Below are 14,147 nucleotides of genomic sequence, written 5' to 3'. Positions count from 1 at the left end.
CGGGGCGACCTCGGTAGGTGTACGACCGGTGACCGGGAGCCGCCCGCTTCGTTGACCAGGCCGGCGACCGCGCAGCGGACCCGACACTTCCCGGATGGCGGTCACAGACCGCGCATTTCGACCCGAAACCGCCAGGATGGGAAGTAAGACCGGCCGGCAATTGGGGGCGGGTGCGACGCCCCCAATTGCCGGCCGGTCCAACACCCATCCGAAGCGAACTGTCGGGGGACCACCGTCATGCAACCGCGAGTCTTCGCGATCATCGCCGCCGCCCTGCTCGGCATCCTCGGGCTCGGGGCGGCGACGGTGACCCGGTGGACCCCACCGGGGAACGCCCCCTCGGCGGGGTCCGCCCCGGCCGCCCGGACGGCCGCCCGGAGCGCCTCCGCCACCCCGACCGGCGATCCTGCGGTGTGGACGCGCAGTACCCTGCGCAACAAGCTGATGGCCGAGATGGACGCCACCGACCCGGGCGTGGCCCTGGCGGACCTGGACCGCATCACCAAGAAGCAGCCCTACACCGTCCGGTTCTGCCACCCGATCGCGCACGAACTCGGCCACGCCGCCGTCAAGCGCTACCACGAGGACTTCGAGAAGGTCATCTCCTTCCCGCACGAGACCTGCGCGGCGGGCTACCTGCACGGCGCCGTCGAGGAGATGCTCAACGCCTCCAAGGACCCGGAGTCGGACCTGCTGAAGCTCTGCGCGCCCGCCAACAAGGGCCCGTGCATCCACGGCGTCGGCCACGGCACCATGTTCGTCGCCAAACAGGACGTGGCGAAGGCCCGCGATCTCTGCAACAAGTTCCCCACCGACAGCCGGCGGATCACCTGCTCCGAGGGCCTGTTCATGCAGCTCTTCGGCCCGGACGAGGAGGACGAGAAGGCCAAGGCCAACCTGCCCGCCGACAAGCTGGCCGCCGAACCGCTGTACCCGTGCCCGGAGCAGCCTCCGCTCTTCCAGTCGGCCTGCTACTTCTACGCCCCGACCTTCTACCTGAGCTCGCACGACTACGCCGCCCACCCCGAGGTCTTCGCGGGCGCCCTCAAGTGGTGCCTGGCCGCCCAGCCCACCGGCGGCGACATCGACTGCAGCCGGGGCGTCGGCTCACGCACCATGAAGTACAACCTGGACCGGGTGAACTGGGCCGCCGACCAGTGCGCCACCGGCGCCGACGCCAAGCACCGGCAGGCCTGCACCTCCGGTCTGATGAGCTACTACACGGTCAACTTCACCGATCCCGGCGCGCCGGCCCGGCTCTGCTCCCAGATCACCAACCCGGAGATCGCGGGCTACTGCCGGACAGCGGGCGGGCTCTCCAACAGCCTGGACTGACAGCGGAACGGGCAGCCAGAGCTTGTCCCTTGTACCGCCGGACGCCGAATGACACGCTCTGCGCTGTGATCACCACAACCACACGCACCGCCGCCGCAGCGCCCGAGAGCTGGTGGCTGCGGGGCCTGCCCGCAGCCGAGCTGCCCTGCGAGCGGCGGCCTGAGTGGGCCGCGTTCGTGGAGCAGGTGCTGGCGGCCGTGCCGTCCGGTCCCCGTGCGGACCTGACGGACCGTACGGAGTGGCCGGGGACGACCGGCTTCGCCCGGCTGCTCGCGCCGTTCGCCGAGGCGGCTGGCGCGAGGCTGCCGAGCAGCACCGACCCCTCGATCCGGTCGGAGTTCACCGATCGACTGGCGGCCGCCCTGGGCCGGACCGCCGCCCGTACCCTCGTCCTGGAGCTCAACGTGGCCCGGGTCGAGGGCCGGCTCTCCGGTGACACCCCGTCGGCCCGCTTCCGCGACTTCCTCGCCGTCACCTCCCGGCGCCACGGCCTGTCCGCGCTGCTCACCGAGTACCCGGTGCTGGCCCGGCTGCTGGGCCGGAGCTGCCTGTCCGCCGCCGAGGCCCTGACCGAGCTGCTCGGCCGGTTCGCCGCCGACCGCGCCGACCTGGTCAGGGCCCTGCTCGCCGCACAGGACCCCGGCCCGCTGGTCGCGGTCGACACCGCCGTCGGCGACACCCACGGCGGCGGCCGCAGCGTCGCGATCCTGCGGTTCGCCGACGGGTCCCGCGTGGTGTACAAACCGCGCCCGCTCACCGTCCACCGTCATCTCGCCGAGCTGATCGACTGGTACAACCCCCGGTCCGGCTCACCCGCGCTGCGCCTCCCGGCGCTGCTGGCCGGGGACGGCTACGGCTGGCTGGAGTTCGTCCCGGCGGCGCCCTGTACGACGGAGGAGCAGCTGGACCGCTTCTACCGGCGCCAGGGCGCTCTGCTGGCCCTGATGCACGCGCTGGACGGCACCGACCTGCACCTGGAGAACCTGATCGCGCACGGGGACGAACCCGTCCTGGTCGACGCCGAGACGCTCTTCCACCCGCCCGCGCCCGCCGAGACCGACCCGGACCCCGCCCTGCTCGCGCTGGCCGCGTCGGTCCATCGGATCGGTCTGCTGCCGTACCTGCTGATCGGTGACGAAGCGGCGCTGGACGCCTCGGGTCTCGGTGGCGACGCGGGGGCCCGTTCGCCGTTCGAGAGGCTGTGCTGGGAGGCGTCCGGGACCGACGAGATGCACGCCGTCCGCCGGACGGGCAGCACGTCGGGGGCGTCGAACCGGCCCAGGCTCGACGGGCGGGACGCCGATCCGGCGAGGTACACCGAGTCGCTGGCAGCCGGTTTCCGGGCCGGGTACCAGGCAGTCACCGACCACCGGGACGACCTGACCGGCCCGCAGGGCCTGCTGCGACGGTTCGCCGACGACGCGGTCCGGGTGGTCCCCCGGGCCACCCAGGTGTACGCGACCCTGCTCGACGAGTCCACCCACCCCGATCTCATGCGGGACGCGGCGGACCGGGACGAGATCCTCGGCCTGCTGCGGACGGACCAACTCGGCGCCGGCGGCCGACCCGGGCTGGTCGACCACGAACTCGCCGAACTGTGGGCCGGGGACGTCCCCCTCTTCTCGGCGCGGCCGGGCTCGGTGGACCTCTGGAACGGCACGGGACGCCGGATACCCGGCGCGCTGGACCGGTCGGGCCTGTCCCGCGCCTGCGCCAAGGTCGGCGCGATGGGCCCGGCGGACCGCGCCGCCCAGGAGTGGATCATCCGGGCCGCGATGGCGGGCCGGGCCACCGGGCCCGCGCACGGGACGGGCCTCGTCTCCCCCCGGGGAGCCGGCGGGCCGGCCCCGGACCAGGAGCGGCTGCTCGCCGCCGCCCGCCGCATCGGCGACCGACTCGTCGAGCTGGCACACCGCAGCCGCCGCCCTAGGTCTCCCGCCCGGGCCAACTGGCTCGGCCTCGAACTGCTCGGCGACCGGTACTGGCGGCTCCGGCCGCTCGGCGCCGATCTGGGCAGCGGCTACACCGGTACGGCCCTGTTCCTCGCCCGGCTGGCCCGGCTCACCGGCGCGGACTCGTACGCCGAGGTGGCCCGCGCCTCGCTGCGGCCGGTGCCGGACCTGCTCTCCGGATTCGCCGAGAACCGTGCCGACCTCGGCGATCTCGGCTCGGGCGGCTTCGCCGGCCTCGGTGGTGTCCTCTACGGACTCACCGAGACGGCTGCGGCCCTCGACGACGCCGAGGTCCGCAGCTGGATCGACCCGGCGACGGAACTGGCCGTCGCGGCGGCCGAGGCGGAGCACGAGTCCGGCCTGCTGGCCGGAGCCGCCGGGGGTCTCGCGGCGCTGCTCGCCGTACACCGGTCCACCGGCTCCGCCACGGCCTGGCGGGGTGCCGGGCTGTGCGCGGAACGGCTCACCAGGGAGCCGCTGCCCGGCGGGCCCGGCTTCGCCGCCGGACCGGCCGGGGCCGGCTGGGCCCTGCTCAGGTACGCGGCGGCCGGCGGCGGCGCGCAGTACGAGCGGGCCGGGCTGGCGGCACTGCACAGCGCGACGACCGGCCGGGCCGCCACTGCCTCCGCGACGGGCTTCTCCTGGTGCGAGGGGCTGCCGGGGCTCGCCCTGGCCGTCACCGACAGCCCGGCCGCGCTGGCCGACCCCCGGCTCGCGGCCTTCGCGGAGCGGGCCGTCGGGACGGTCCTGCGGACCGGACCGCTGGCCGACCACAGCCTCTGCCACGGCGAACTGGGCGTCCTGGATTCGCTCGGGGACGCCGCCGGGACGACCGAACGGGCCGGTGCGCTGCTGGCCGTCCTCGAACAGGAGGGCCCGCACTGCGGGACGCCCGGCGGCCTCGCCGACCCCGGTCTGCTGTACGGGCTGGCCGGTATCGGGTACGGGCTGCTCCGAATCGGTTTCGCCGACCAGGTCCCTTCGGTCCTCCGATTGGACTCCGGCCTCCGAGCGGACCGGGGGACGCTCTAGGATCAGGCCAATCCGGTGCGCCGAGGACGCCGCGCCCCCGGCCGACACCGCTGGAGCAGCACCATGAGCGCCTCCTCCCCCTCGTCTGCCCCCTCCGCTGCCCCCGACGACTTCCGCAGCGCCGCCCACACCACCGCCGAGCTGGTCTCCGACTACCTCGACGCGCTCCCCGGGCGCCCGGTCTGGCAGCCGACGGACCCCGCCGTGCGGCAGGCGCTGCTGGACGCGCCGCTGCCGGCCGACGGCACGCCGCTGGCCGGGCTGCTGGACGTGATCGCCGCCGAGGTGCTGCCCGCGCCGATGGGCAACGGCCACCCGCGCTTCTTCGGCTGGGTCAACTCCGCCCCTGCCCCCGCCGGGGTGCTCGCCACCCTGGCCGCCGCCGCGATGAACCCCAGCTCGGCCGGCGGCGACCACGCGGACGTCCACCTGGAGCGGGCCGTGGTCCGCTGGATCGCCGAGCTGGTCGGCTTCCCGCACCCGCCCGGCGGCGGCATCCTCACCTCCGGCACCTCGATGGCCACCATCCTCTGCCTCGCCGCCGCCCGGACCCGCGCCGCCCGGCTGGCCGGCGTGGACATTCGCGAGCAGGGCCTCACAGCCCTGCCGCCCCTGGTCACGTACGCCACCGCCGAGACGCACTCCTGCGTCCGCAAGGCGGTCGAGCTGCTCGGACTGGGCAGCAGGCACCTGCGGACCGTCGGCAGCGACTCCGACGGCCGCCTCGACGTCACCGCGCTGGCCGCCGTCGTCGCCGAGGACCGCGCCGCCGGGCTGCTGCCCTTCCTGGTCGTCGCCTCGGCCGGCACGGTCGGCACCGGCGCGGTGGACGCCTTCGACCCGATCGCCGACCTCTGCGCCGCAGAGCGGCTCTGGCTGCACGTGGACGGCGCGTACGGCGCCTTCGGCGTGCTGGACCCGGTCATCGCCCACCGGTACGCCGGGATGGACCGCGCCGACTCGCTCGCGCTGGACCCGCACAAGTGGCTCGGGGTGCCCGTCGACTGCGGGTGCGCGCTGGTCCGCGACACCGACGAGCTGCGCGGCACCTTCAGCCTCGTCCCCTCCTACCTGCGCGACGAGGCGGCGGGCGCGCTCGGGTGGTTCTCCGAGTACGGCCTGGAGCAGACCCGCCCGTTCCGCTCGCTGAAGGTCTGGGCGACCATCGCCCACCGGGGCCGGGACGGCCTCGCCGCCGACATCGCCCGGTGCACCGCACTGGCCCGACGGCTCGGCGAACTGGTCGACGCCGCGCCCGACTTGGAGCTGCTCGCGCCGGTCCGGACCTCCATCGTCGCCTTCCGCCTGCGGCCGGCCGGCGCGGACGAGGAGACCGTGAACGCTGTCAACCGGGAGCTGCCGGTGGCGGTGCAGCTGCGCGGCAGGGTGTTCGTCACGGGCGCGCTGTTCGAGGGCCGGGAGATGCTCCGGGCCTGCCTGCTGAACGCCTCCGCCACCGAGGCCGACCTCGAACTGCTGCTGGCCGAAGTACGCTCGGCCGGAACCGCTCTGACGGAATGTCGATCCGGTACTTGACGGTCCGCCTCCGGTCGGCTGAAGTCGTTCGGAGACTAACCTGAGACATTTACCAACAGGTCACGGGGGATTCGTGATCGCGAAACACCGGAGCGACACCATGCTCCTATGGACAGATTCCCTGACTCCCAGCCCGCCACTCCCTCCCGCGCCCAGCGGCGCAGCGCCCGCGCGCACCACTGGCGCCGGGATTCCACCGAACTCGCCGCCGTCTTCGTCGCCGTCGCGCTGGCCGATCTGGTCGCCAACGTCGTGGTGCACGGGCACGACGGCCCGGTGCTGCTGGTCGCCTCGGCGCTCGCGCTCATGGCCACGGCGCTCTTCCACTCCTGGTGGGCACACCGCCACCCGCACGGACCACCCGCCCCCGAGCCGACCGGCCCACCCGGGGAGGCCGAGGTGACCGGACCGCTGCGCGACTACCAGGAGACCGCACTCTGGCGGATCCGTACCACCGTCGCCGACTCCCCCGGCAGCCTGGCCCGGATCTGCACCGCCTTCGCCGGGCGGGAGATCAACATCATCTCGCTGCAGGCCCACCCGCTGCCGACCGGCACCGTGGACGAGTTCCTGGTCCGCGCGCCCCTCGGCCTCACCCGGGCCGAACTCGCGGCCACGGTGGCCGCCGCCGGGGGCCTGGACATCTGGACCGACCCGGCCGACGCGCACGACCTGGTGGACGAGCCCACCCACGTACTGGCCCTGGCCACCCGGACGGCACTGGACGCCGCCGAGTTGCCCGTCGCGCTGCGGCAGTTGTTCGGACGCTGCACCATCCGGCAGTACCCGGGCGGCGCGGCGCGGGGCACCGCCGGGTTCGACGGCCACGTGATGCGGCTGCCGGCGCCGTCCGGCGACCTGATCGAACTGACCAGGCCGCACCTGCCCTTCACCCCGACCGAGTTCGCCCGGGCCCGGAAGCTGGTCGAGCTGGACGCCCTGCTCGGCCCGCGCATCCCCAACGTCGAAGCCCGGCTGAGCCTGCCCGCCGGAGCCGACCTGACCGTCCGCCGGGCCGACGCGGACGACCACGCTGCGGCGCTCGCCATGCACCACCGCTGCTCCCCCGAGGCCCTGCGCAAGCGCTACCACGGCCCGGTCAACGACGCCGACCGCTACCTCGAGCACCTGCTCGACCCCCGGCACGGGCAGACCCTCGCGGTGGAGGCGCCGAACGGGCGGATCGTCGCGCTGGCCCACCTGATCTGGGACGACGACAGCGCGGAGGTCGCCCTGCTGGTCGAGGACGACTGGCAGCGGCGCGGACTCGGCTTCGACCTGCTGCGCCGGATGGCCGCACTGGCCCTGGAGGCGGGCGTCCAGACGGTCTACGCCGTCACCCACGCCTCCAACACCGGCCTGATCTCCACCATGCGGCGGCTCGGCGCCCCCCTCGACCACCAGGTCGAGAACGGCACCCTGGTCATCACCGCCCACCTCGCCGAGGCCGCTGACCAACTCCCCACCCCCTGGCCCACCGGCCCGGGCCAGTAGACGCACCACCAGCACTTTGGGTGCACGTACGCAACCGGGCAACCAGATCAGGGGCGCGGGGGAACTGCGCACCCCTGATCTGGTTGCCGTGACAGCACAAGTTCCGCCTCACCAGGGGTCCGGAAATCGGTGCCGGAGGATGGAGTGGGTAGGCTGGCCCCCGTCCCCGCCCCCCGAAGGGTTCTCACGAACCCCCGGAGGGCGCCGCAGCAAGGAGGAACCACTGAGCATGCCAGGCACCGATTCGGAAGCCGCGGCCGTACGCGACGCCTCGCTGCCCGCCCGCGCCAAGCTCGCCGTGACGGCCGGCCGGATGGCCGCCGCCCTCTCGCAGAAGGCCGGCCGTGGCAGTGGCTCGGTGATCGGCGGCAAGGTCGCCCTCAAGCTGGACCCCGACCTGCTGGCGACCCTCGCCGAGCACCTCGACGTGGTCCTGGTCAGCGCGACCAACGGCAAGACCACCACCACCCGGCTGATCGCCGAGGCGCTGGGCGCCGCAGGCCCCGTCGTCTCCAATGCGCTGGGCGCCAACATGCCCGCCGGCATCACCTCCGCGCTGGCGGGCGGCTCGGACGCCAAGTTCGGCGTGATCGAGGTCGACGAGAAGTACCTCGCCGGGGTCGCCCGCGACACCAACCCCAAGGCCATAGCGCTGCTGAACCTCTCGCGCGACCAGCTGGACCGCGCCGCCGAGACGCGGATGATGGCCGAGAAGTGGCGCGAGGGTCTCAAGGACAGCGACGCCGTGATCATCGCCAACGCGGACGACCCGCTGGTGACCTGGGCCGCCTCCTCCTGCCGGAAGGTGGTCTGGGTGGCCGCCGGTCAGGCGTGGAAGGAGGACGCCTGGTCCTGCCCGTCCTGCGGTGGTGTGATGCAGCGTCCCGGGGACGACTGGTTCTGCCAGGACTGCGGTTTCCGCCGCCCCCAGCCGCACTGGGCGCTCCAGGGCACCCACGTGATCGACCCGCAGCGTGGCGCCTGGCCGATCACGCTCCAGCTGCCGGGCCGCGCCAACCTGGCCAACGCCACCAGCTCGGCCGCCGTGGCGGCCGTCTTCGGCGTCGCCCCGCAGGTCGCGCTGCAGCGGATGCAGGCGGTGACGGCGGTGGCCGGCCGCTACGACGTGGTCTCGTACCTGGGCCGCGACGTCCGGCTGCTGCTGGCCAAGAACCCGGCCGGCTGGCTGGAGACCTTCTCGCTGATCGACCAGCCGCCCGCGCCGGTGGTGCTGTCGGTGAACGCGATGGACGCGGACGGCACCGACACCTCCTGGCTCTGGGACGTGGACTACGAACGCCTGGCGGGCCACCCGGTCTTCGTGATGGGCCAGCGCAAGCTGGACCTCGCGGTACGCCTGGAGGTCGCCGGACTGCAGTTCCACGTGGTCGACACCCTGGAGCAGGCCGTCCAGATGGCCCCGCCCGGACGGATCGAGGCGATCGCCAACTACACCGCGTTCCAGCAGCTGCGAAAGGCGGTGGCCAACTGATGTCCTTCCCCCCTCAGCCTCCCCAGCCGTACAACGGTCAGCCCCCCTACGGCCAGCCGAACAGCGGGCAGCCCCACCAGAGTCAGCCCCACCAGAGTCAGCCCCAGCACAGTCAGCCCCAGCACAGTCAGCCCCAGCAGTACGAACACTCCCAGCAGTACGCCGCGCCGCAGCCGCACCAGCAGCAGCAGTCGTACGGAAGGGCCTCGCGGATGAACGACAGCAACCTGCGGCTGGTCTGGGTCTACCCGGACCTGCTCAGCACCTACGGCGACCGGGGCAACGCGCTGGTCGTCGAGCGCCGGGCCCGTCAGCGCGGGCTCGGTGTGCAGCGGATCGACGTCCGCTCCGACCAGGCCGTCCCCACCAGTGGTGACATCTACCTGATCGGCGGCGGTGAGGACCGCCCGCAGCGGCTCGCGGCTGAGCGGCTGCGCGCCGACACCGGCCTGGTCCGGGCCGCCGAGAACGGTGCGATCATCTTCTCGGTCTGCGCCGGCTACCAGATCCTGGGCCACGAGTTCATCAACGACCTGGGCGAGCGCGAGCCGGGCCTCGGCCTGCTCGACGTCTGGTCCACCCGTGGCGAGGGCGGTCGCTGCGTCGGCGACGTGCTCGCCGAGGTCGACCCCCGGCTCGGCCTGCCGCAGCTGACCGGCTTCGAGAACCACCAGGGCGTCACGCACCTGGGCCAGGGCGTCGCGCCGCTGGCCACCGTCCAGACCGGCCGGGGCAACGGCACCGGCGACGGCACCGAGGGCGCCTGGCGGGACACCGTCTTCGGCACCTACCTGCACGGGCCGGTGATGGCCCGCAACCCCGCCGTCGCCGACATGCTGATCAAGCTGGCGCTGGACGTGAACGCGCTCCCGCCGGCCGACACCACCTGGTACGACGCGCTGCGCACCGAGCGGATCAACGCCACCCGCCAGCCCGCCTGACCCCTCCCGGGTACTGAGATCCTGGACGGACACCGGCTGACCTGACCGCATGGCGGGCAGCCGGTGCCCAGGAGCCACAATCCGTACGACAATAGGGAAGCTGGACGCACACCCTCCCCGGTGTCCAGCCGCAGTTCCGCGCGGGTGCGTCGACGACGCCGCTCCCGCGTCGGCGCCTGCCCGGCCGGACGCAGGAGCCGTATGCTGCTCCATGGCCCGATTCAGTGAGTCATGTCTGATTCGAGCCAACCTTCAGGTGCCAGCGCCAAGGTGGAAGTCCGGCCGTCCGGTACTGCTCGGGAGTTGCAAAGCAATGCGTATTGGTGTGCTGACCAGCGGCGGTGACTGCCCCGGCCTGAACGCCGTGATCCGGTCCGTGGTCCACCGGGGGGTGGTCGACCACGGCGACGAGATCATCGGGTTCCAGGACGGCTGGCGCGGTCTCCTCGAAGGTGTCCACCGGCCCCTCACCATCGACTCGGTGAGCGGCATCCTGGCCCAGGGCGGCACCATCCTGGGCTCGTCCCGGGTCCAGCCGAGCCACCTGCGGGACGGCGTCGAGCGCGCCAAGAAGTACTGCGCGGACCTCGGCATCGACGCGGTGATCCCGATCGGCGGCGAGGGCACCCTGAAGGCCGCGAAGCTGATGAGCGACGCGGGTCTGCCGGTGGTCGGCGTGCCGAAGACCATCGACAACGACATCGCCTGCACCGACGTCACCTTCGGCTTCGACACCGCCGTCTCGGTGGCCACCGAGGCACTGGACCGGCTGAAGACCACCGCCGAGTCGCACCAGCGCGTGATGGTGGTCGAGCTGATGGGCCGTCACACGGGCTGGATCGCCCTGCACGCCGGCATGGCCGCCGGCGCGCACGCGATCGTGGTGCCCGAGCGACCGTTCCACATCGACCGGCTCACCGAGGTCGTCCGCGAGCGCTTCGACCGGAACAAGAAGTTCGCCATCGTGGTCTGCGCGGAGGGCGCCAAGCCCGAGCCCGGCACCATGCACTGGGAGGAGGGCGTCAAGGACATCTACGGTCACGAGCGCTTCACCGGTGTCGCCAACCAGCTCTCCCGCGAGCTGGAGCACCGCCTCGGCAAGGAGGCCAAGCCGGTCATCCTCGGCCACACCCAGCGCGGCGGCACCCCGACCGCATACGACCGCGTCCTCGCCACCCGCTTCGGCTGGCACGCCGTCGAGGCCGTCCACAAGGGCGCCTTCGGCCACATCACCGCCCTGCACGGCACCCAGATCGCCCTGGTGCCGCTGGCCGACGCCGTGGCCGACCTGAAGACCGTCCCCGCCGAGCGCTACGCCGAGGCCGAGACCGTCATCTGATCCCACCGCCGCCACCAGTGGTTCAGGTCCCCGACGAGGTTTCGTCGGGGACCTGAACCGTCTTCGGCTAGAAGCCGGTGTCGTAGGTGTAGTAGCGGGTGTGGTCGAGCATCGCCGCCGGGGCGGTGTCGTTCCACGGCTTCATGGTGTCGTTGAGCGCGACCACGTTGGTGGTGCTGACGGTCGGCTGGTAGCTCTGGTCGGTGTGGCGGCTCTGCCAGGCCGCCCACAGCTTGTCTATGAAGCAGTGGTGCAGCCAGAACACCGGGTCGTTGGGCGACATCCCGGTCAGCATGTCGCCGCCGACCCAGACGTGCACCCGGTTGTGCAGGTTGACGCCCCGCCAGCCCTCCAGGTTGTTGCGGAAGCCCTCGGAGGCACTGTTCCACGGCGCGGCGTCGTAAGTGGATATCGCCAGGACGGAGTTCACGTCGTCCTTGCTGGGCAGGCTCGCGACCCCGGCGCCCAGTGCTCTGCGCAGGAAGTTGCGATTGTCGGAGCTCACGTTGAGCGTCCAGTTGCCACCGCTGAAGGCGAAGGCCCCGGTGGTCACCTGGCTGTCGCTGCTCTGGCCGTCACCGCCCAGGAAGTCGTCACCCCAGAGGGAGCTGGACGACGTCTGGTCGGCCGTCCAGTCCCAGTACGGGAGGGAGACGGTGGGGTCGATGGCCTGCAGTGCCTGCTCGAACTGGAGCAGGAAGCGGCGGTGCCAGGGCAGGAAGGACGGCGAGCGGTGGCCGGTCCGCTCACCGTCGTCGGTGTCGCTCGTGATGAACGAGTTGTGGGTGGTGACGAAAGCGTCGTAACCACCGTTGGCCTTGAGCGCCAGGACGGCGTTGACGAAGCCGCGCTTCTCCTGGGCCGTCAGGGTCGCCTGATTCTTACGGACTGCCATGTTTCCCCCTCTTGAGATGGTCTGACCTGGTTTGGACCGACGTGCGCCGCGTGTACGGCTCAGGCGATCGGGACGAGCGAGGCGCCGCGCAGCTCACGGACGGCGGCCCGGGCCAGCCCGCGCGGCGTGGTGAAGGTCTGGTAGTGGTTGACGACACTGATCCAGGTCCCGTCGGCGTTCTGCATCATGTGCAGCTCCTTGCCGTCGATCAGCACCGAGTAGCTCCCGTGGTGGTGGTGCCCGGCGCCTCCGGCCGAGACGGGCCGACCCTGGATGCGCCGGCCCTGGTAGACCTCGTCGATCTTGTCCGAGCCGGCCAGGCCGGCCGCTGCGGCGGGCTTGTCGGTGGACCCGGTCAGGCCGATCAGCGCCGTCCCGGCGGCGGCGGTGAGCGCGACGGCCGCGCCCTGGAGCATGCGGCGGCGCGTGAGCTCGGCAGTCTGGGTGGTTTCGGACATGGCTGTACCCCCCTCTGGCGCCCCGCCGGTGGCGGAGCGCACGAACAGATGTCTCTCAGAATTTGACGGGTCGTCAGAATGGCGTGGACACAGCCCGGTTGACGGACATGCCAGTGGCATATTTCATGATCGCCCCGCCCGCTCCCCATGTTTGCAGAGCAAGTGGGGTTCTCGTAACGGCCGAATGGCGGGGGTGCACTGGTTGACCATATTTCCGGACATCCCTGCTGAGCGGAAAATCCGATCGTGACCGAAGGAACTTCCGCCCGCCGGGAGCGTGCCAGGGATTCGCAGGAAATCTTGCCGCCGAACACCTCAACTACAGGAACTTCTCCGACGGGACAGTTAATTCAGTGGTCGGCCTCACACTCCCCGGATGGCGCAATGTCTCTCGCCCCACGAGCGCCACGGACCCCGTCAGCCACTCCAGTCACATCCCTATTGGTCGTATATTCCACGCTTCGTCCGATATGGCAGGTAACGTGAAACGCGCCCCGGGTGCCGTGGGCCTGACCGATCCCGCCGAGCATCGGAGGTGCCGCGTGGATGTTCCCGCCGCGCGAGTCGTGTACCCGGAGGACGACCGGTCTGCGGTCGCCGACGCGGTCAAGGAGATTCTGGCCACCGGCGCGCTGACCCTCGGTCCGCGTACCGAACGCTTCGAGACCGCCTTCGCTGCCGTGCACGAAGTCCCGCACGCCGTCGCGGTCAACACCGGTACGGCGGCGCTGGAGATCGTCCTGCGCATCGCCGAGGTGGCCGGCCGGGACGTCGTGGTACCCGCCAACACCTTCTACGCCTCGGCGGCGGCCGTGCTGCACGCCGGCGGCCGCCCGGTCTTCGCCGACGTCTCGGCCGAGACCTTCGCACTGAGCGTGGCCACCGTCGAGGCGGCACTGACGCCCGCCACCGCCGCCGTCCTGCTCGTGCACGTCGGCGGTCTGATCACTCCCGAGGTCGACGCCATCCGCCGGCTGTGCGACGCCCGTGGCATCCCGCTGATCGAGGACGCCGCTCACGCGCACGGCTGCAGCTACGACGGCCGGTTCGCCGGTTCGTTCGGCCTCGCCGGGGCGTTCTCCTTCTACGCCACCAAGGTGACCACCAGCGGCGAGGGCGGCATGCTGGTCACCGCCTCGGACGAGCTGCGCGACGAGGCGCGGATCTACCGGGACCAGGGCAAGGGCTCCTTCGGCGCCAACCACCACGTCCGGGACGGCTACTCCTGGCGCCTCAGCGAGGTGAACGCGGCGATCGGCGAGATCCATCTGCGCCGCCTCAAGGAGTTCATCGAGACCCGCCGCGAGGTCGCCGACCGCTACACCGCCGCGCTGGCCGGGCTGCCCGGCCTGCAACCGCTGGTCGAGCCGCCCAAATGCCGCAGCAACTACTACAAGTACATGGTGCTGCTCCCGACCGGCGTCGACCGCGCGCACTTCAAGCGCGAGGTGTCCGAGCGGTTCGGCGTCCGGCTCCCCGGCGAGGTCTACGACCTGCCGCTGCACCACCAGCCGGTACTGGCCCCGTACGCGGACGGGCCGCTGCCCGTCGCCGAGGACGTCTGCGCCCGGCACATCTGCCTGCCGGTCCACTCGGACATGCGGGACGACGAGGTCGACCAGGTGCTGACCGCGATCTCCGCCGTCCACGCCGACCTGATCGGCTGAGGAGTC

Annotated in this window: 10 protein-coding genes; 8 read left to right on the top strand and 2 right to left on the bottom strand. The window is 72.2% G+C overall.

Annotated features, from left to right (window positions below; translation table 11 throughout):
• Window positions 1–237 precede the first annotated feature (237 nt).
• From P3T29_RS24875 to P3T29_RS24845, 7 genes are all read left to right on the top strand, one after another.
• Window positions 238–1,335: a hypothetical protein gene (locus P3T29_RS24875; protein WP_280718841.1), complete on the top strand. Its 1,098-nt coding sequence runs from the start codon at window positions 238–240 to the stop codon at window positions 1,333–1,335.
• A gap of 65 nt (window positions 1,336–1,400) precedes the next feature.
• Window positions 1,401–4,319 carry a type 2 lanthipeptide synthetase LanM family protein gene (locus P3T29_RS24870; RefSeq protein ID WP_280718840.1) on the top strand — a complete coding sequence of 973 codons (2,919 nt, stop codon included), beginning with the start codon at window positions 1,401–1,403 and terminating at the stop codon, window positions 4,317–4,319.
• A 63-nt stretch (window positions 4,320–4,382) separates the two neighbouring features.
• Window positions 4,383–5,855, top strand: coding sequence for a pyridoxal-dependent decarboxylase (locus tag P3T29_RS24865; RefSeq protein WP_280718839.1), 1,473 nt, complete (start codon window positions 4,383–4,385; stop codon window positions 5,853–5,855).
• Window positions 5,856–5,963: 108 nt separating this feature from the next.
• Window positions 5,964–7,349, top strand: a complete 1,386-nt coding sequence (locus tag P3T29_RS24860) for a GNAT family N-acetyltransferase (protein WP_280718838.1) — start codon at window positions 5,964–5,966, stop codon at window positions 7,347–7,349.
• A 229-nt stretch (window positions 7,350–7,578) separates the two neighbouring features.
• Window positions 7,579–8,841, top strand: a complete 1,263-nt coding sequence (locus P3T29_RS24855; protein WP_280718837.1) for a MurT ligase domain-containing protein — start codon at window positions 7,579–7,581, stop codon at window positions 8,839–8,841.
• A gap of 212 nt (window positions 8,842–9,053) precedes the next feature.
• On the top strand, window positions 9,054–9,782 hold the full coding sequence (locus P3T29_RS24850) for a glutamine amidotransferase (protein ID WP_280718870.1): 729 nt from the start codon (window positions 9,054–9,056) through the stop codon (window positions 9,780–9,782).
• Window positions 9,783–10,095: 313 nt separating this feature from the next.
• Window positions 10,096–11,121: a 6-phosphofructokinase gene (locus P3T29_RS24845; protein ID WP_280718836.1), complete on the top strand. Its 1,026-nt coding sequence runs from the start codon at window positions 10,096–10,098 to the stop codon at window positions 11,119–11,121.
• 67 nt (window positions 11,122–11,188) lie between these two features.
• On the opposite strand, the gene P3T29_RS24840 is transcribed toward P3T29_RS24845, so the two are convergent.
• Entirely contained in the window at window positions 11,189–12,016 is an 828-nt protein-coding gene (locus P3T29_RS24840) for a tyrosinase family protein (protein WP_280718835.1), read from the bottom strand.
• Window positions 12,017–12,075: 59 nt separating this feature from the next.
• Window positions 12,076–12,474 carry a tyrosinase cofactor gene (locus P3T29_RS24835; RefSeq protein WP_280718834.1) on the bottom strand — a complete coding sequence of 133 codons (399 nt, stop codon included), beginning with the start codon at window positions 12,472–12,474 and terminating at the stop codon, window positions 12,076–12,078.
• Between the two features lie 542 nt (window positions 12,475–13,016).
• On the opposite strand from P3T29_RS24835, the gene P3T29_RS24830 reads away from it, so the two are divergent.
• Window positions 13,017–14,141, top strand: a complete 1,125-nt coding sequence (locus tag P3T29_RS24830; protein WP_280718833.1) for a DegT/DnrJ/EryC1/StrS family aminotransferase — start codon at window positions 13,017–13,019, stop codon at window positions 14,139–14,141.
• Window positions 14,142–14,147: the final 6 nt, after the last annotated feature.

Origin of the sequence: Kitasatospora sp. MAP5-34 (assembly GCF_029894335.1) — a bacterium.
Taxonomy (GTDB): Bacteria; Actinomycetota; Actinomycetes; order Streptomycetales; family Streptomycetaceae; genus Kitasatospora.
This window is presented reverse-complemented; position numbering and strand designations above follow the sequence as displayed.